This is a genomic window from Chroococcidiopsis sp. TS-821 (assembly GCF_002939305.1).
In the GTDB taxonomy this organism is placed as follows: Bacteria; Cyanobacteriota; Cyanobacteriia; order Cyanobacteriales; family Chroococcidiopsidaceae; genus Chroogloeocystis.
The window spans coordinates 147,546-165,757 of record NZ_MVDI01000009.1; the positions used below are offsets into that span (position 1 = coordinate 147,546).

The window sequence follows — 18,212 nt, forward strand, 5'->3', positions numbered from 1 at the left end:
AAATAAAGTCCACCTGCGTGGACTTGCTTATAAAAATATGTAGCCCTGAATTCAATCGGAGGGCTTAAATGTCGAGTTCTGTAAGATTTAGGCGCGAACCGTAAGTCTCGATAAATTCACGACGAGGCGCAACGCGATCGCCCATCAAAATTGTGAAAATGCGATCGGCTTCCGCAGCGTCTTCGATTTCTACTTGTTTCATCGTGCGCGTTTCTGGGTTCATGGTTGTTTCCCAGAGTTGTTCGGGCATCATTTCGCCTAAACCTTTGAAGCGTTGAATTGTATAGTTAGCATTATCGGGGAACTCGTGCTGAATGAGATTTTGAAGTTCGCGATCGCTATAGCAGTAGTAATGATTGCGCCCGCGTTCGACTTTATACAGCGGCGGACACGCAATATAAATGTAACCTTGATCGATCAGTTCGCGTTGATAGCGGTAGAAGAACGTGAGTAATAAGGTTCTAATATGCGCGCCGTCTACGTCGGCGTCAGTCATAATCACAATGCGGTGGTAGCGCAACTGCGAAGCATCAAACTCTTCGCCTTTGACACCTAATCCGAGGGCTGTAATTAAAGCTTGGATTTCGGTGTTTTTGTAGATTTTGGCGTCGTCAGTTTTCTCAATATTGAGGATTTTACCGCGTAAGGGGAGGATGGCTTGGAAGCGGCGATCGCGTCCTTGTTTGGCACTTCCACCTGCTGAATCTCCTTCAACGATGAAGATTTCTGATTCGCTGGCGTCTCTAGAACTGCAATCGGCTAATTTACCAGGTAAGGGTGAAGATTCTAAAACTGACTTGCGGCGTACTAATTCGCGGGCGTGACGCGCAGCTTCTGCGGCTTTAAACGCTTGAATTGCTTTATCTAAAATTGCATCGGCGACACTAGGATGAAAATCAAGGTACTCGGTGAGAACTTCGCCAACTAGGGAATCTACAATTCCGCGCACTTCGGTGTTACCAAGTTTTGTTTTTGTTTGTCCTTCAAATTCAGGATCGGGAACTTTAACCGAAATGACTCCTGTTAAACCTTCACGGACATGTTCGCCGCTAAGATTCGGTTCGTTTTCTTTAATTTTGTTCCGCTTGCGGGCGATCGCATTAAGTGTCCGTGTCAGTACAGCTTTTAATCCTTCTAAGTGCGTTCCACCATCAACCGTACGAATGTTATTTGCAAAACCTAAAATATTGTCAGTATAAGCATCCGCTGACCACTGCAAAGCGACTTCAACTTGAACGTTGTTGCGTTCGCCTTGCACAAAGATGATTTCTTCGTGTAGCGGCTGCTTTTCGCGGTTCATGTACGCGACGTATTCTTTAATTCCACCTTTATATTCGTAGGTCTCGACTTTCGGTTCGCTACTTTTGAGGAGATCTAAGCGGCGATCGCTAAATGTAATCTTGACCCCAGCGTTTAAGTATGCTAACTCGCGCAAACGACCAGCTAGTGTGATGTAATCAAACTCGGTTCCCGTAGTAAAAATTGTGGCATCTGGTAGAAAGGTGACAGAAGTTCCTGTTTTTACTTCTTTGCTAGGTTTAACTTGCAATTCTGTTACTGGTACGCCCCGCTCAAAACGCTGGACGTAAACGTGCTTGTCGCGCCATACGGTAACTTCAACCCACTCAGACAAAGCGTTTACGACCGAAATTCCGACTCCGTGCAATCCTCCAGAAACTTTGTAACCACCACCACCAAATTTCCCTCCGGCATGTAATACTGTCATTACAGTTTCTAATGCTGATTTACCAGTTTGGGGGTGTGTATCTGTCGGAATGCCTCGACCATTGTCTGTAACTGTTACAGAACCATCCGCATTTAAGTCCACCTCCACATGCGTGCAGTATCCCGCCAAAGCTTCATCGATCGAATTGTCTACGACCTCGTAAACTAGATGATGGAGTCCTCGCGGACCAGTGGAGCCAATGTACATACCCGGTCTTTTGCGCACCGGTTCCAGACCTTCCAGAACTTGAATCTGATCGGCGCTGTAACTGCTAGTCATGCAAGGTATTCTCCACGAAAATTAAAGTTTGAGCCGCGATCCGACTCAAAAAATAGAAAAACACTCCTAAATTGTAGCATAAAAGCCTTAAAGACGGCTGTAGAGGGATTTTAGAGGAAATTTTTCAGGGGGATGTACCCAAATAATTTTTATCGATCTTGCTTAATCACAATTTGCGGGGCGACAGCAACGGGAAAATCAAGACTGGCGATCGCGCTTGCCAAAAAACTCAACGCTGTCATTCTCAGCGCCGACTCGCGCCAAGTATACCGCGAATTCAACATTGGCACAGCCAAGCCATCAGTTACCGAACAAAACTTAGTACCGCATTATTTAATTGATATCTGCACGCCTACCGAAACTCTTACTGTTGCAGATTACCAAGCGCAAGCACAGACTTTAATTGCTCAGTTTCAGCAGCAAGGGCAAATTCCGCTATTAGTCGGCGGTACTGGGTTATATATTCGCGCAGTGGTACGAGGGTTGAAGATCCCAAGAGTTGCGCCGCATCCTGAATTGCGATCGCAGTTAGAATCACTCGGTCAAACGCAACTTTACAGCATTTTGCAACAAGTTGATGCGGTTGCAGCGCAGAAAATTCACCCGCATGATGCAGTACGAACACTACGCGCGTTAGAAGTCTTTTATGTCACAGGGCGTCCAATCTCAGAACAACAAGGAGAGAGCCCACCAAATTATCCGATTTTACAGATTGGCTTAGATTGTCGTGGAGAGAGTTTACGCGATCGCATTATGCAACGCACTGAACAAATGATTGCAGACGGTTTAGTTGCTGAAGTGGAATATCTTTGTCAAAAATACAGTGCTGACTTACCGTTGTTAAATACTTTGGGATATCACGAGGTCAAGCAGTATCTATTTAATGAGATTACCCTCGATGAAGCAAAAGAATTAACCGTTGTGCACACCCGACAATTCGCTAAACGACAGCGTACTTGGTTTCGCGCCTATCCGCAAATTGAATGGTTTGATGCTGATGCGCCTGATTTGTTTGAACGAGTTTACCAGCGAGTGCAAGCATTTTTAAACCTGTATGAATACAAGTAATATCATAATGCGTGCAGGGTACCACACTTGGCTTATATAGCCCCAACTTCAGTCAGAAGGCTCAATTCCCATTCTTCGCAATTGTTCAGCAAGAATCTGGGCGCGTTGTTCAGCTTGTGCAGCGCGTTGTTCAGCTTGTGCAGCGCGTTCATCTCCAGTCAGTAAAATACTTCCATCTTGGTAGCACCAGCGCAACCAGGTATCTTGCCTACCTTCAAATTCTCCTTGCCATATTGTGACACCCAGTCCAACTTGTTCGAGCCAAGTTTCATTAATTTCGGAATATCGCATTCCTCGGAGTTCATGCACGCGCAGCACTTGTCCAAACTGCTCAGTCGGATCGTACACAATATAGTAGCTAACGCGCATATGCTCGTAGGTTCTGAGTTTTTTTCCTAGTTCATCGCCCTCTTTGTTAGAAACAATCTCAATCACAACTTCCGGTGGTTTTCCAAAACGCCACACCATGTAACAACGATTTTGCTTGTCCCACCAGTTTTGTGGTACTTGTACGTCAAAACTAAGAAAGACATCGGGGACAATCGCGGGTTGCAAGTCTGTATAGTAAACACCGACATTTGCGGCTGCAATTAAAGTGCGCTTTTGCATAGCACTATAAATCGAACTAACTAGAAGCCGTTGTTGTTTTTCAGAAGCAAAATCATCCACTGGTGTATCGTCTTCAGTCACTAGCTGATTAGCATCTGGTACGTAGTAGTCATCGTCACAGATAAAAGTTTGCTCAACCATGATTACCACTTGAAAAACGTTATCTTTAGCTTAGTTGATAGATATGATTTGCTCGTATAGGGGTACAGGTGATAACAAATCTTGCCAGAATATTATTTAAAGCCCTTCGTTAAACACAAGCTACCTATGCTTCTTAGAAATCAGCAGCACAGCAAATGGAAACCAATTATCAAGCAATTTGAGGCTGTTCTTGGTAAAAATGGCGTAGTGCAGCGCAAGGAAGAATTAATTACCTATGAGTGTGATGGTTTAACTAGCTATCGTCAGCGCCCTGCGGTGGTTGTGTTACCGCGCACAACAGAACAAGTTGCAGAGGTAGTGAAAATATGCGATCGCAATTCGATTCCCTTCATTGCACGCGGTTCTGGTACAGGTTTATCAGGTGGTGCATTACCAATCGAAGATTGCGTGTTGATTGTGACCGCCATGATGCGGCAAATTCTCAAGGTAGACTTGGAAAATCAGCAAGTTATCGTCCAACCCGGAGTGATTAACAACTGGGTAACGCAAACTGTCAGTGGTGCTGGTTTTTATTATGCTCCCGATCCTTCGAGTCAAATTATCTGCTCGATTGGTGGCAATGTTGCAGAAAATTCAGGTGGCGTTCACTGTCTTAAATATGGCGTCACCACAAATCACGTTTTAGGATTGAAACTCGTGCTTCCTGATGGCACAATTACTGAAGTCGGCGGACAAGTCCCCGAAATGCCTGGCTACGATCTTACAGGTGTTTTTGTTGGTTCCGAAGGTACGCTGGGAATTGCCACCGAAATTACCCTAAAGATCCTCAAAACCGCCGAATCTATTTGCGTTCTCTTAGCAGATTTTACCAGTGTGGAAGCTGCAGGTGCTGCTGTTTCAGACATTATCGGTGCAGGAATTATTCCAGCTGGTATGGAAATGATGGATAACCTTAGCATTAATGCTGTTGAAGATGTCGTTGCTACAGGTTGTTACCCGCGAGATGCAGCTGCCATTTTACTCGTTGAAATTGATGGTTTAGCCGTAGAAGTTGCAGCAAATAAACAACGAATTGCTGATATTTGCAAACAAAATGGCGCGCGCAATATCACGACAGCAAGCGATCCAGAAACACGCTTAAAATTATGGAAAGGTCGCAAAGCTGCTTTTGCTGCTGCAGGTCATCTTAGCCCCGATTATTATGTTCAAGATGGAGTTATTCCTCGAACACAACTACCTTTTGTATTGCAAGAAATTGAAAGTTTAAGTAAACAATATGGTTATCGTATCGCTAATGTATTTCATGCTGGTGATGGAAACTTACATCCGTTAATTTTGTATAATAACTCTGTCCCTGGTGCATTAGAAAAAGTTGAAGAATTAGGTGGGGAAATTCTTAAGCTTTGCGTTAAGGTTGGTGGAAGCATTTCAGGCGAACACGGTATCGGCGCTGATAAGCGATGCTATATGCCCGATATGTTTACAGAAACTGATTTAGAAACGATGCAGTATATCCGTCAAGCCTTTAATCCACGGGAATTAGCAAATCCTGGGAAAATATTTCCTACCCCACGCACTTGCGGAGAAGCTGCAAGGGCTGAAGCAGCCAAGAAGTTTGCATCAGTAGAGCGATTTTAATATTCAAGGCGAGCAAAGTATTAATCTTGTCTTGGTATAACAACAGTAACTGTAGTTCCAACTCCGACCTGACTTTCTACATAAATGCTACCTTTATGTAACTCTACACACTGTTTTACAATAGACATTCCTAACCCTGTTCCAGGAATTGTACTTGTGTTACTAGCACGATAGAAAGAATCGAATAAGTATTTTTGTTCTTCTTCAGGAATGCCAATGCCTCGATCTTGAATTGTGAAAATAATTTCTTGTGGATTGTACGTCAAGTAAAAAGTAATATCTCCACCCTGAGGTGAATACTTGATAGCATTAGATAGCAAATTTATAAGAATATGACGGATTAATTGTTCGTCTAAGTAAGTTTGACTTACTTGACCTATGCAAGTAAAGTTAATTGTATGTTTGCTAGTAGTACTAAGTTGTAATTGCTCTATAATTTCTTGACAAGTTTTTTCCAAATCTAAATAAGTTGGAGAAAAATGTAACTTTCCAGATTCGATCCTGCTCGCTGTTAAAAGATCGTCGAGTAAGTTTGTTATGTGGTTACCTGCAACCTGAATGCGTTCAAAATAAAGCTGCTTTTTTTCTTTTGGTATTTGATCGCCAAACTTTTCGAGTAATTTAATTGACATCATAATAACGGTAAGTGGCGTGCGAAACTCGTGCGACACTGTAGTCACAAACCGCGATTTAAGTTCAACAAGTTCTCTTTCTTTTGCTAAAGCATAGTAGATCTCAGCTTCTGCTTGCTTGCGTTCAGTTATATTACGAAAAATTCCTCTTGTTGAAACTGGTTGACCTTGGTCAAATTTACAATTAATGCTTCCAGCAACTGTAATTTCTTTACCACTTTTAGAAATAAACTTAGCTTCAACTTCATTAATATTTTCTCCTGACATTATTCTTTGAAAGATTTCTAAGCAATGTTCTAGGCAATCAGGATGAATAATATTGAATATTGTCAGATTTTCTAGCTCGCTATCGTTATATTCTAAAGTATTTTTCCAAGCTTGGTTTACATAAACAAATTTTCCGTCTGGTGTAACACACTGAATTAAATCGTTTGCATTTTCAAATAAGTCTCTATACCTTTCTTCACTCTCGCGCAAGGCTATTTCTGTTTGCTGTTGCTCGAGAATTTTATTAGCTAGCTTTTGATTAGTTTGTAATAGTTGTTGAGCCTGTTCTTGAAGTTGTTGCTCTAAAGTTTGATTAACTTGCTGAATTCTAGCTGCCTGCCAAGCGCTTACTAAATTCTTCTTAAGTTGATTTAATATATTAGTACAAAAAAATACTAAGTTGCGTGACAGCTTAACAAAACTATTATACAAGACTATAAAAAATCCTAGCAAAATTGTTGTAGTTAAGCATAGTAAAATAACATTATTCATATTAAAATAATTGAAGCTCTTTTCTTATGGATAAACACAGATATATATTGTTTGCTAGAAAACTTTGCAACTTTTTTAGCTTTTGATTTTTAGGCTCACTCTACTTGCTGTTACTTGGTGTTTGTGTATCATAGTTTTTTTTACTTTCTTGCATGTACCAATAGATTTTTTAAGTAAATGTAATATTTTTCAGTATTGATTGAGAATCATAATAGTAAGCTCGTAACGTGTCTTAGTTAAATATAATACAAATAGATTTTACAATTACCAGTATTAATACTGAAACTGGTAGTTGGGCTTTCAAGTTTATTCGTATATACAACATATCAAAGCTTTTTATTCAAGCAAAAGCTACTTAAAGTAAGTACTGCAATCGATAAAATGCTATATGTAAAGTATAAAGTTGAATATAAATAACAATGTGAAAATAAGCAGAGGATAAGAAATCCACGTTAAAAGTAATACCAATTAGATTTAGTTGACATTATGAGTGCGATCGCCCAAAAATTAAAAACCATTGTTGGAAATTCTAAAGTCATAGCATGGGATGCTATTGAAGCTGTGCGTCGCGAACAGATCCAACAAGCGATCGCCACAGAAAATTATCCGTGTCTTGTTTATCCCCAAACGCAAGCAGAACTCGCAGAAGTTGTTAGTTGTGCTTACCAAAATCAATGGAAAATATTACCCTGTGGAAACACAACTAAACTACATTGGGGTGGCTTAGCCCAAGACGTACAAATTGTCATCAGTACCGAACGCATTCATCAATTAATTGAACACGCCGTAGGAGATTTAACCGTAACAGCAGAAGCAGGAATTTGCTTTGCCGACTTGCAAGCAACTTTAGCAGCTGCAAGACAATTTCTCGCCCTCGATCCTACCACCCCTGAATTCGCTACATTAGGAGGAATTGTCGCCACTGCGGATACTGGTTCGCTGCGCCAACGTTATGGAGGAGTGCGCGATCAACTTCTAGGAATTAGTTTTGTCCGTGCGGATGGGAAAATTGCTAAAGCTGGAGGTAGAGTTGTTAAAAATGTTGCTGGTTACGACTTGATGAAGTTATTTACTGGCTCGTATGGCACGCTAGGAATCATTACATCCGTTACCTTCCGCGTCTATCCTATTCCAGAAACTTCAAGTACAGTAGTACTAACTGGAAGTGCAGATGCAATTGCCTCTTCTGTTACAAATCTACGCGCATCAGCTTTAACTCCAGTAGCGTCGGATTTACTCTCACCGCAATTAGTCACAAGTTTAGATCTTGGTAAAGGCTTGGGCTTAGTTGTGCAGTTTCAAAGCCTCAGTGCAAGCGTTCAACAACAAGCTAAATCACTTTTAGAACTAGGACAACAGTTAAATTTACAAGGCGCAGTCTATACAACCGATAATGAGACTAAGTTATGGCAGACATTACAACAACAAATGCGATCGCCTGCTCAACCTACTGAAATTACTTGCAAAATAGGGGTATTACCAACAAAGGCTGTTGCAACGCTTACGCACTTTGAGCCACACATGGGTTTAATTCACACAGGTAGTGGTTTAGGGTTATTGCGGTTAGATACGAATGCGGACAAGCAAAGTATTCTAAAAATGCGAGATTTTTGTCAGTCTCAAGGAGGTTTTCTCGCAGTTTTAGCAGCACCAAAAACAATAAAAGAAACAATTGATGTTTGGGGTTATCAAGGTAGTGCTTTAGAGATAATGCAGCGAATTAAACAACAGTTTGATCCAAATAAGATTTTAAGTCCATCTCGTTTTGTCGGAGGAATTTAATCAACGCTTCTCTTTCCTCTGTAAGCTCTGTGTCTAAAGTGGTTCGTTAAAATGAATGCCATTATTTTAGATTTACAACCTTTTCTTTCTTTAACTGACGATCAATATTATGAATTATGTCGAAAACATCCTGATTTAAAATTAGAAAGAAATCGAGCAGGTCAACTGATTATTCTGCCACCTACAGGAGGAGAAACAGGAAGAAAAAACTCAGATATTAATTACCAACTAGTTGCTTGGAATAAAAAAAAGAAACTAGGCGTTGTCTTTGACTCTTCAACCGAGTTTAAGTTACCCTTAGGCAGCGATCGCTCTCCAAATGCTGCATGGGTCAAACTAGAACGCTGGCGATCGCTTAGTGACGAAGCCAAAAAAAAGTTTCCGCCACTCTGTCCAGATTTTATCATTGAGCTAAAATCAGAATCAGATAGCCTTAAAGATTTACGCGCTAAGATGCAAGAATACCTTAAAAAAGGTATGGCTTTAGGCTGGTTAGTTAATTGATCCACAAAACCAACAAGTAGAAATATATAAACAACATCAAGACGTAGAAATAATAACGTCTCCACAAACGCTTTCAGGTGGAGAAACTTTACCAGAATTTATTTTAGATTTCGCAGAAATTTGGAATTAGTTTTTGAGGAAACAAGAATATAATGCAAACTTCAGATCCTTCAAAAGATGCAATACCTGCTAGTTTAAGTCATTTAACTAGCTTTGACGCCCAACATCCACCCGATCCGAAGTTAATTGATACATGCGTTCATTGCGGATTTTGCCTATCAACGTGTCCAAGTTACCGTGTCATTGGTAAAGAAATGGATTCTCCACGCGGACGCATCTATCTAATGGATGCTGTCAACGAAGGTGAAATTCCACTTAGTAAAGCTACTGTACAGCATTTTGACTCGTGTTTAGGATGTCTCGCGTGCGTGACAACGTGTCCTTCAGGCGTGCAATACGACAAATTAATTTCTGCGACACGTCCCCAAGTCGAACGCAACTATCCGCGCTCTTTAGGCGATCGCTTATATCGTCAACTCATTTTTTCCTTATTTCCCTATCCCAACCGCCTGCGGGTGTTACTTGCACCTCTACTTCTCTATCAAAAGTTGGGCGTGCAAAAACTTGTACGTTCCACTAAGTTACTTCAACGCGTTTCACCTCGCCTCGCCGCGATGGAATCCATCTTACCAAAAATTACTATTAGCTCCTTTCAAGACAAATTACCAACAATTATTCCTGCCCAAGGCGAAAAACGCTATCGCGTAGGTGTCATTTTGGGTTGCGTACAGCGACTATTTTTCTCTCCAGTTAACGAAGCTACTGTAAGAGTCTTAACTGCAAATGGCTGCGAAGTTGTGATTCCCAAAACGCAAGGCTGTTGTGCTGCTTTACCGCATCACCAAGGACAAGAAGAACAAGCTAAAGCCCTAGCACGTCAAATGATCGATAGCTTTGCTGATACTGGTGTAGATGCAGTCATTATCAACGCAGCTGGCTGCGGTCATACCTTGAAAGAGTACGGACATTTACTGCAAGACGATCCAGAATACCGCGATCGCGCCAAAGCCTTTGCCGCAAGTGTCAAAGATGCCCAAGAGTTTTTGGCTACTATTGGTTTAACAGTAAAGCTTTCGCCCTTGTGCGAAAAACCGCTAACCTTGGTTTATCAGGATGCGTGTCACTTACTACACGGGCAAAAAATTAGCATCCAGCCACGCCAGTTACTGCGACAAATTCCTGGAGTACAACTAAGAGAACCCCTTGATGCAGCATTGTGCTGTGGTAGCGCGGGCGTCTACAATATGCTGCAACCCGACGTTGCTGAGGAGTTAGGTAAGCAGAAAGTCCATAATCTCTTAAATACAGGTGCACAGTTGATTGCTTCGGCAAATCCTGGCTGTACGCTGCAAATTACCAAACACATGCAACAACAGAATAAAAAGATAGCAGTGATGCACCCAATGGAGTTATTAGATTACTCAATTCGTGGAATTCAATTAGAGCAGTTGTAGTTTTTACATATAGCAAGAGACAGGGATTAGAGGTCAGAAGTCAGGGTTAGAATCTAGAAAAGCCAATGATTTTAAGCTTCTCTCATGTCCTAAGCATTCCTCCAATTGCTATAGAATCTATGAGAAATGGATCGACTTTCAGAAGAAACAACATCCATTTCTCGTTTAAATAACAACTGTACAAATACTCATGGTTGGTTTCTTTGATACCTATGGGTTTTTAATTGTCTCAATGATGATTGGGGCAATGCTAGGGTTATCATTATATTTACCCTTGATGGCAGGACAACTATCTTTAGCAAGTCCTGGCTTTTATGCTTTAGGTGGTTATATTGCCGCAATTTTATCAACGCAAGTCTTTTCTAGTTCCGCAAGCTTATTTCCCGTTCCCTTGTTACTTTTAGAAATGCTCATTGCTGGGGTAGTTTGTGGGATATTGAGCGTTATTGTTGGAATTCCTGCGCTGCGGCTACGCGGAATTTATTTAGCGATCGCGACGATTGCTTTTGTGGAAATATTACGGGTTATTTCTTTAAATCTGGAAATTACTGGCGGTGCAGTCGGTATTTTTGGTATTCCGCAACCGTTTCGAACCGCGATTGAGTACCTGTGGATTACCCTCCCTTTACTCGTAGTGAGTATGTTTTTTCTCTATCGTTTAGAAAAGATTCGCATTGGCAGGGCTTTCGCTGCGATTCGTGAAGATGAACTCGCCGCTGATGCAATGGCAATAAACCCGACTTACTACAAAGTGCTAGCGTTTACTCTGGGCGCAATTCTAGCAGGAATGGTAGGTGCAGTTAGCGCGCATTTTCTCAATACTTGGAATGCACGTCAGGGAACATTTGATGCAAGTATTATCTACTTAACGTTCGTTTTGATTGGTGGTTCGAGAAGCTTTATTGGACCTGTGTTGGGCGGTATGGTATTCACAGCACTTCCCGAAGTCTTAAGAGCGATCGCCGATACCCCTGGATTACCACTTGCACTGGCACAATTTCTCCGAGACAGTCGTTTAATTATATTCGGCTTGTTGATTGTCCTAGGGACAATATTTTTTCCTCAAGGCTTAGTCACGCCAGAATTATTTAAGAGGCGAAAAGCGAAGGGTGGACAAAGCCCTTCTCGGAGAGTGGGGCGAGGAATAAAGTAATGAATGAGATAATTACTATTTTAGAAGCACAGCAGCTAACGCGGCGTTTTGGTGGTTTAGTTGCCGTCAACAACGTTTCTTTTGCTGTTAATAAAAATGAAATTTTTGGTTTAATTGGTCCTAATGGAGCTGGCAAAACAACACTGTTTAATTTAATGACAGGTTTGCTACAACCTTCAAGTGGAAAGTTACTGTATTCAGGTAAAGAAATTATTAAACTCCGCCCGCACCAAATCGCCTCGCAAGGAATCGCTAGAACATTTCAAAATATTCGTTTATTTGGCGAACTTACCGCAATAGAAAATATTATCGTTGCTCGACATATTCATATCAATAGTAATATATTGACTGGAGTTTTGGGACTACCACCTGCACCAAAAGAAGAGCAGAAAAACAAACAAAAAGCCTTGGAGTTACTCGCCTTAGTTGGTTTAAGCGATCGTGCCACAGAAAAAGCCCGTAATTTACCTTACGGCGATCAGCGCAGATTAGAAATTGCTCGTGCCCTAGCCATAGAACCGCAAATTTTACTTCTTGACGAACCTGCAGCGGGAATGAACCCCTACGAAAAACAAGCCTTAAGCAAATTTATTCGGCAAATTGCTACAGATTTTAATTTAACTATTATCTTAATCGAGCATCACGTCCCACTGGTGATGGGATTATGCGATCGCATCGCTGTCTTAGATTTTGGTCAGTTAATTGCGCTAGGTCAACCAGAAAAAGTTAGAACTGATCCTGCTGTCATCGAAGCTTACCTAGGAGCAGGATAATGAGCTTGAGTTATTCCAAAGAAATAATATATCCTACTGATTACTTGCTAGAAATCAAAAACTTGTCAGTTAGCTACGGCAGTATTCAAGCACTAAAAAACATCGATATTGTTGTTAAGTCAGGTGAAGTTGTTACCCTAATTGGAGCAAACGGTGCAGGAAAAACTACTACACTACGTGCAATCTCTCGACTAATCAAATGTCACAGCGGACAAATCTATTACGAAAAATGCGACATTACTCGTTATCCTGCATACAAAGTTGTGCAAAGCGGAATTGCGCACTGTCCCGAAGGAAGACGAATACTCGCCCGACAAACAGTGCTTGATAATTTGAAACTAGGTGCATATATCCGCCCTAACTTTGCAACCGTCAAAGCCGATATCGACCGTCAATTCGAGATCTTCCCGCGCCTAGCTGAACGCCGCAATCAACTAGCAGGAACCCTCAGCGGTGGCGAACAACAAATGCTGGCGATCGCGCGCGCCCTCATGAGTAAACCCAAACTACTCCTCTTAGACGAGCCTAGCCTTGGACTTGCTCCTGCGGTTGTCCGCGAAATCTTCTCGATCGTCCAAAACCTTCGTACTACCGGCGTTACGATTCTCCTTGTCGAACAAAACGCCAACCTCGCCCTGCAAGTTGCCGATCGCGGCTACGTCTTAGAAGCGGGCTGCATCACCCTCACCGACAAAGCCGCCAACCTCCTCAACAACGAACAAGTCAAAAAAGCTTACCTAGGGTAAGATCGCAACACCTCCCTAATTCTTCATTTTACGTCGACCCCGCGGAAAATCTGCGCCAATGTGGTTCGTTATCTCAAACGCATGACCCAACTCATTCCCTTTTTACTAACCCTCCTGACTATTTCTGCCAACTTATCTGTCACCTCTACAACACCCACTACACCCAATACACTTATGCTCAATCTTCAATCTTACCAATGGAAAAATCGCCTACTGCTTGTATTTGCCCCCTCAGAAAATACCCCTGAATATCAACAGCAGATGCAACTGTTTTCAAATCAAACCGCAGAATTTGTAGACCGAGACTTGCTTTTGATCGAACTTTTCTCCAACGGTACAAGCCGCATCAACGGCAAGCCAATCAACCCAGAAGACGTCACTTCAATCAAACAACAATTCAATATCGGCGACGAATTCAGCGTAATTCTCGTCGGCAAAGACGGTACAGCCAAGCGCCGCGAAATGACTCCTGTCGAGCCCACAGCCATCTTTCAGCAGATCGATGCTATGCCTATGCGCCAACGAGAAATGCGATCGCAATGAATTACTCGCCGCTAACTTGTACCATGACACTTCTTCTCCGCGGACCATCCAAATCAAAAAATAACACTGATTGCCACGTTCCGAGTGCAAGTTTTCCATCCACAACAGGAATGACTTCGCTACTACTGAGCATCATTGCCATCAAATGCGAGTGTGCATTCATCGGTTCGTCCGGCGGTACAACCCGCAAATGCAAGTCATTATGTAGATATTTTCCAGAAGGAGGCACTAACTTTTCTAGATGCACCTTGACATCGTGCAGCAATCTCTCCTCATTCTCATTAATTGCTAAAGCTGTGGTTGTGTGTCGCGAAAAAACTAAAACTTGACCATTTTCAATCGCGGTAGCAGCGAGGATCTTTTCAATCTGAGGCGTAATGTTGTATATACTAATGCCCTCAGACGTTTCGACTTCAATTAGCTCGTTCTTAATCAGCATAATTTCACACCACCTAACTTTGTGGTGTCATAATTCAATAACTCACATCAAGTTATTATCGAACGGAGAGGGTGGGATTTGAACCCACGATGACGTTGCCGCCATAACGCATTTCGAGTGCGTCGCATTCAACCACTCTGCCACCTCTCCAATAGGCAGACTTGTGCCTTATTATAAATAACAATATCACGAACCAAGGTCTTTTTACAGCAACGCAGCACTATTTTCCACTTCATCCACTGTCGTTTTAAATCCTTCAGTGGGTGTCCACTGCATTGCGCCATCGTTAAGCGTTCGCGAAAGTGGGATTTTGCTTTGGTTGAGTAGCGATATAATGGGCGAATCTACATCAGCAGCAGAAGCGATCGCAACTTTTGGTTTCACCACTTCAACCACTTCTTCTAAAACTTCTCCAGACCACCACAGAACCTGCGCGCGTGGCAGTTGTTTTGTAGACGCGAGCTGCTTTTGCTTCTCAGGGGCAACATTATTAAGTAATAACCATGTTTGTTCTTTTATCTCTAGTTGCAACAAGTCATCATCAATTTGTACCTTTGTATCACCTGCAACTAATGTTTGTTTTTCAGTTGAAGTGTAAAAATTCTTAACTGACAAGCGCTGATTAAGTTCTTCCCAACAACGGCGACTTGTCTGGCTATTAGTCGCGATCGCCCAATCTATATGATTGACACCCTGCTGTTGTAAAAATGGCAATATACTAAATTGCACAGTGTTGGAATTGCAACTATTCACAAGTAAAACTTGACCTCGGTCTTGCAGTACTAACACAGGTTCGCTTGTTGCTAGCACTGTTACTCGAAATACTGTATATTTTGCGTGCCACATCGGGATCAAAACGATACCAATTGCCATGATGCCAACTAACCAAGAGCGCTTTTGCCACCAAGGTTGTAACCAAGCTAAGACAATTAAGCTATAAACGATGAGCAACTGCAAAACAGAAATTTTACCTACCGCAATTGAGTTCCCAGGTAATTGCGTAAAAAATTCTACTAGCTTAATCAAAAAATGAGTCGGGTAATATAACAACCAAGCTAAAGCACTACCTGCTAGTGGATAAATGAGCGATGCGATCGCGCTAACGATCCCACCAACACTAACGATCGCTATCAGTGGTGTACTTAAAATGTTAACAATCAAGCTGTAAAGCGGAACTACACCAAAAACTTGCAGTTGTAAGGGTAAAGTCCACAAAGTCGCCGCAGCAGGAACTGCTATGAGAGTTGCGATCGTAACAGGTAGCCTATCTAGATGTTTGACTATTGGCGGTACTGTAACTATTAATCCTAAAGTAGCTAAAAAACTCAACTGAAATCCTAAATCCCAAATCCACAACGGATTGAAGAGCAATAATAATGTTGCAGCAGCCAGCAATGAACCTAAAGGTTTGACTTTCCGCTTCGTCCCAATCGCTACAAGTACCGCAAATCCCATAACAACAGCGCGGATTACCGATGGCTGTAAGCCCGTTAACCCTAAAAAGAGTATTAACGCACCTCCTGCAAAACCCACTTGCACCATTACTGAAAACCGCCTTAACAGTGCCAGGATCGCACCTAAAATCAACGAAGTTTGAAATCCTGATGCAGCTAAAGCATGGGCTAACCCCACTTGTACGAAGCGATCGCGGATATCATAAGGTAAATCAACCGCTCTTCCACCCATGACCATTGAACTGACGAGTGGTCCAGAAGGACTACCCAGCCATCGTACTTGCGATCGCACAATCTTTTGGCGAATTTTCCACCATCCCCATCGAGGAGTTTCTTGTTCTTGGGCTTCTACTTGTCGCCCACTCAAACCTGCAAACGTACCTTCTCTTGCTAAATACGCCCGAAAATCAAAACCTCCTGGATTTACTGCCGTTGCAGGTTGATATAGAACACCAGTAACTGCAATTTTTTGTCCAGGATACAGCCCGGTTGCTTGTAGCAGCGGGACAGTGACGTAAACCTTTCCCGTAACTCTATTTCCGTCTAACCAACTCGCGGTTAACCAAAATTGTCCTCGCTGACTTCGAGTCAAACGCGGCATACTTGTAATTTTCCCCTGAACAGTGACTACTTGCTGTTCATTTGCAAAGAATTGACTAATATCATTTGCTGCTGGCTGTGGCGTTCGTGCTTGAAAGTAAAAACTTGCTAACAAGCCAACAAGTCCTGCAATTAACCAAACCTGTGATTTAGGACTACCACGCCAGAGACGTTTAGCGAAAACCGAAGCAACTATCCCGAGTGCTAATATTGCATATCCTCCTCCCACAAAAGCTGTAGATAGCAAGCCTGCAATAAAAGCTAAGCACAGAATAGCTGCATTCATTTGCGTTATTAAATTGCTAACCCTAATTTCAATCCGAAAAGAGCATGAAGTACCATTAGACCGAGGGCGGTACTTCCTAAATATGCATGGATTGTGCGTAGCGTACCTTTATCGCGTCCAAAGCCAAACAGCGCGATCGCCGCATTGACTAGCAACAACAGCAGCAAACTCGAACCTGTCCAAAAATGCGGGCTTTCCATAATCGGCTGACGTTGCATGACTAAAGACAGTACACCACCCGTATAACCAAGCGCCATAAATAAAAACATCCACGGTGCTAATGTGCGGTGGTCTGCTAAACTTTTGCTTGCCACAACTCGATTTGTCGCGACTCGTCCCCGCCATCCAGCATAGCCGACAAAACTACCCATAACAAATATGACAATTGCCATCATTGCTGGATGTCCCCAATGCACAATCGGTTCTGGTATGCCTAAACCACGAAACCAGCTGGCGATCGCTTCTAGCACTTCCATCAAGTTAAACATGAGCTGCAACGCCTCCTTTTCCTTTCAATAGAGGGAAACCGAGGGTTTCTCTTTGCTGTACATAAAGCTGCGCAACTTTTCTTGCTAAGCTACGGATTCTAGCAATATATCGAGTTCGTTCCGTGACAGCGATCACTCCTCGCGCATCTAATAAGTTGAATGTATGCGAACACTTCAATACATAATCCAAACTCGGTAAAACTAACCCTCTTTCAGTAAGTTGCTGCGCTTCTTGTTCGTACAAACTAAATAAAGTAAACAATAATTCTGGATTTGATGCTTCAAAGTTGTACGTACATTGTTCTATTTCCCCTTGCAAGTGAACATCTCCGTAAGTAATGTCATCCGTCCACTGAATCTTTGTAATCGCCTCTACTTCCTGAAGATACATTGCTAGTCTTTCTAGTCCGTAAGTTATTTCAATCGAAACTGGACGGCAATCAAGTCCTCCACACTGTTGAAAGTAAGTGAACTGTGTAATTTCCATTCCGTCTAGCCAAACTTCCCAACCAGTACCCCAAGCGCCAACAGTCGCATCTTCCCAGTTATCCTCAACAAACCGCACATCGTGATCTTCTGGGTAAATTCCCAATGCCCTGAGAGAATCAAGGTAAGTTTCTTGAATGTAGTCTGGTGAAGGCTTAATCAAAACTTGGTACTGATAGTAATACTGAAAGCGGTTCGGATTTTCGCCGTAACGCCCATCAGTAGGGCGGCGACACGGCTCAACATATGCAACTGCCCAAGGTTCAGGACCTAGAGCCCTAAGAAAAGTATGTGGATTTTTTGTTCCTGCGCCTTTTTCGATATCGTAAGGCTGGGCGATCAAGCAACCGCGATCGCTCCAAAACTGGTGCAACACAGCAATGATTGACTGAAAATTCACCTGTATTCAAACCTTTTTTGATAACTCCTTTTCAAAGTTTGCCTTATTGTTGCCCTCAAATGCCTTGTAAAACCAAGTCTTCAGGAATTTCAAAAAAAAATCTCCAACCGGTTGACAATATTGATTTAGGTTAGATATATTAGTAAAGCGCCGGTGAGGGAGGCAAGCGACAAGGCTTCCAGCGCGGCGACCGAACCAAGAAAAGAAGATAGTTTGAAAGCCAAAGAAAGC

16 protein-coding genes, 1 tRNA gene and 1 pseudogene are annotated in these 18,212 nt (G+C 42.4%); 9 read left to right on the top strand and 9 right to left on the bottom strand.

Annotated features, from left to right (window positions below; all coding sequences use genetic code 11):
• Nucleotides 1-64 precede the first annotated feature (64 nt).
• Nucleotides 65-2,005 carry a DNA topoisomerase (ATP-hydrolyzing) subunit B gene (gene gyrB / locus B1A85_RS19225; RefSeq protein ID WP_104548347.1) on the bottom strand — a complete coding sequence of 647 codons (1,941 nt, stop codon included), beginning with the start codon at nt 2,003-2,005 and terminating at the stop codon, nt 65-67.
• 132 nt (nt 2,006-2,137) lie between these two features.
• Between gyrB and miaA the strand changes: the two genes are divergently transcribed.
• Nucleotides 2,138-3,073, top strand: a complete 936-nt coding sequence (gene miaA, locus B1A85_RS19230) for a tRNA (adenosine(37)-N6)-dimethylallyltransferase MiaA (protein ID WP_104548348.1) — start codon at nt 2,138-2,140, stop codon at nt 3,071-3,073.
• Between the two features lie 48 nt (nt 3,074-3,121).
• Here the strand turns inward: miaA and B1A85_RS19235 are convergent, their stop codons facing one another.
• Nucleotides 3,122-3,823: a Uma2 family endonuclease gene (locus B1A85_RS19235; protein ID WP_104548349.1), complete on the bottom strand. Its 702-nt coding sequence runs from the start codon at nt 3,821-3,823 to the stop codon at nt 3,122-3,124.
• Between the two features lie 126 nt (nt 3,824-3,949).
• Here B1A85_RS19235 and glcD point away from each other — a divergent pair, with 126 nt between their 5' ends.
• The gene (gene glcD / locus B1A85_RS19240; RefSeq protein WP_104548350.1) at nt 3,950-5,422 is read left to right on the top strand and encodes a glycolate oxidase subunit GlcD; all 1,473 of its coding nucleotides are present in this window, start codon (nt 3,950-3,952) and stop codon (nt 5,420-5,422) included.
• Nucleotides 5,423-5,442: 20 nt separating this feature from the next.
• Here the strand turns inward: glcD and B1A85_RS19245 are convergent, their stop codons facing one another.
• Nucleotides 5,443-6,813, bottom strand: coding sequence for a PAS domain-containing sensor histidine kinase (locus B1A85_RS19245; RefSeq protein WP_104548351.1), 1,371 nt, complete (start codon nt 6,811-6,813; stop codon nt 5,443-5,445).
• Between the two features lie 486 nt (nt 6,814-7,299).
• On the opposite strand from B1A85_RS19245, the gene B1A85_RS19250 reads away from it, so the two are divergent.
• The 7 genes and pseudogenes from B1A85_RS19250 to B1A85_RS19280 all read left to right on the top strand — a co-directional run bounded on the left by B1A85_RS19250 (nt 7,300) and on the right by B1A85_RS19280 (nt 13,828).
• Complete coding sequence (locus tag B1A85_RS19250) at nt 7,300-8,595, top strand: FAD-binding oxidoreductase (protein WP_104548352.1); 1,296 nt, start codon at nt 7,300-7,302, stop codon at nt 8,593-8,595.
• Nucleotides 8,596-8,646: 51 nt separating this feature from the next.
• A pseudogene (locus tag B1A85_RS19255) lies at nt 8,647-9,229 on the top strand (Uma2 family endonuclease).
• A 22-nt stretch (nt 9,230-9,251) separates the two neighbouring features.
• A complete protein-coding gene (locus tag B1A85_RS19260; RefSeq protein ID WP_104548353.1) occupies nt 9,252-10,613 on the top strand; it encodes a (Fe-S)-binding protein in 1,362 nt (453 codons plus the stop codon).
• A gap of 190 nt (nt 10,614-10,803) precedes the next feature.
• Nucleotides 10,804-11,766 carry a branched-chain amino acid ABC transporter permease gene (locus B1A85_RS19265; protein ID WP_104548354.1) on the top strand — a complete coding sequence of 321 codons (963 nt, stop codon included), beginning with the start codon at nt 10,804-10,806 and terminating at the stop codon, nt 11,764-11,766.
• A complete protein-coding gene (locus tag B1A85_RS19270; protein WP_104548355.1) occupies nt 11,766-12,539 on the top strand; it encodes an ABC transporter ATP-binding protein in 774 nt (257 codons plus the stop codon). The genes B1A85_RS19265 and B1A85_RS19270 overlap by 1 nt, the downstream gene beginning before the upstream one ends.
• On the top strand, nt 12,539-13,285 hold the full coding sequence (locus tag B1A85_RS19275; protein ID WP_104548356.1) for an ABC transporter ATP-binding protein: 747 nt from the start codon (nt 12,539-12,541) through the stop codon (nt 13,283-13,285). Before B1A85_RS19270 ends, B1A85_RS19275 begins: the two co-directional genes overlap by 1 nt.
• Nucleotides 13,286-13,366: 81 nt before the next feature.
• The gene (locus B1A85_RS19280) at nt 13,367-13,828 is read left to right on the top strand and encodes a DUF4174 domain-containing protein (protein ID WP_104548357.1); all 462 of its coding nucleotides are present in this window, start codon (nt 13,367-13,369) and stop codon (nt 13,826-13,828) included.
• A 1-nt stretch (nt 13,829) separates the two neighbouring features.
• Here B1A85_RS19280 and B1A85_RS19285 read toward each other — a convergent pair whose 3' ends face one another.
• The 6 genes from B1A85_RS19285 to B1A85_RS24870 form a co-directional block, all read right to left on the bottom strand.
• Entirely contained in the window at nt 13,830-14,267 is a 438-nt protein-coding gene (locus tag B1A85_RS19285) for a secondary thiamine-phosphate synthase enzyme YjbQ (RefSeq protein ID WP_104548358.1), read from the bottom strand.
• Nucleotides 14,268-14,330: 63 nt separating this feature from the next.
• Nucleotides 14,331-14,417: transfer RNA gene (locus B1A85_RS19290), tRNA-Ser, on the bottom strand.
• A 54-nt stretch (nt 14,418-14,471) separates the two neighbouring features.
• Nucleotides 14,472-16,616, bottom strand: a complete 2,145-nt coding sequence (locus B1A85_RS19295) for a ComEC/Rec2 family competence protein (protein WP_371681691.1) — start codon at nt 16,614-16,616, stop codon at nt 14,472-14,474.
• On the bottom strand, nt 16,616-17,095 hold the full coding sequence (locus tag B1A85_RS19300) for a DUF4079 domain-containing protein (protein WP_104548360.1): 480 nt from the start codon (nt 17,093-17,095) through the stop codon (nt 16,616-16,618). Before B1A85_RS19300 ends, B1A85_RS19295 begins: the two co-directional genes overlap by 1 nt.
• Nucleotides 17,088-17,981, bottom strand: a complete 894-nt coding sequence (gene glyQ, locus B1A85_RS19305; RefSeq protein ID WP_104548361.1) for a glycine--tRNA ligase subunit alpha — start codon at nt 17,979-17,981, stop codon at nt 17,088-17,090. Before glyQ ends, B1A85_RS19300 begins: the two co-directional genes overlap by 8 nt.
• A 6-nt stretch (nt 17,982-17,987) precedes the next feature.
• Nucleotides 17,988-18,212: hypothetical protein (locus tag B1A85_RS24870; RefSeq protein WP_210404595.1), on the bottom strand; the 225-nt coding region annotated here is incomplete at its 5' end.

Coding starts and splice junctions, on each gene's coding strand:
- gyrB (WP_104548347.1), bottom strand. CDS start 2,005: ATGACTAGCAGTTACAGCGCCGATCAGATTCAAGTTCTGGAAGGTCTG.
- B1A85_RS19250 (WP_104548352.1), top strand. CDS start 7,300: ATGAGTGCGATCGCCCAAAAATTAAAAACCATTGTTGGAAATTCTAAA.
- B1A85_RS19300 (WP_104548360.1), bottom strand. CDS start 17,095: ATGTTTAACTTGATGGAAGTGCTAGAAGCGATCGCCAGCTGGTTTCGT.
- B1A85_RS19235 (WP_104548349.1), bottom strand. CDS start 3,823: ATGGTTGAGCAAACTTTTATCTGTGACGATGACTACTACGTACCAGAT.
- B1A85_RS19285 (WP_104548358.1), bottom strand. CDS start 14,267: ATGCTGATTAAGAACGAGCTAATTGAAGTCGAAACGTCTGAGGGCATT.
- glcD (WP_104548350.1), top strand. CDS start 3,950: ATGCTTCTTAGAAATCAGCAGCACAGCAAATGGAAACCAATTATCAAG.
- B1A85_RS19260 (WP_104548353.1), top strand. CDS start 9,252: ATGCAAACTTCAGATCCTTCAAAAGATGCAATACCTGCTAGTTTAAGT.
- B1A85_RS19275 (WP_104548356.1), top strand. CDS start 12,539: ATGAGCTTGAGTTATTCCAAAGAAATAATATATCCTACTGATTACTTG.
- B1A85_RS19270 (WP_104548355.1), top strand. CDS start 11,766: ATGAATGAGATAATTACTATTTTAGAAGCACAGCAGCTAACGCGGCGT.
- B1A85_RS19245 (WP_104548351.1), bottom strand. CDS start 6,813: ATGAATAATGTTATTTTACTATGCTTAACTACAACAATTTTGCTAGGA.
- B1A85_RS19280 (WP_104548357.1), top strand. CDS start 13,367: ATGACCCAACTCATTCCCTTTTTACTAACCCTCCTGACTATTTCTGCC.
- B1A85_RS19265 (WP_104548354.1), top strand. CDS start 10,804: ATGGTTGGTTTCTTTGATACCTATGGGTTTTTAATTGTCTCAATGATG.
- miaA (WP_104548348.1), top strand. CDS start 2,138: ATGTACCCAAATAATTTTTATCGATCTTGCTTAATCACAATTTGCGGG.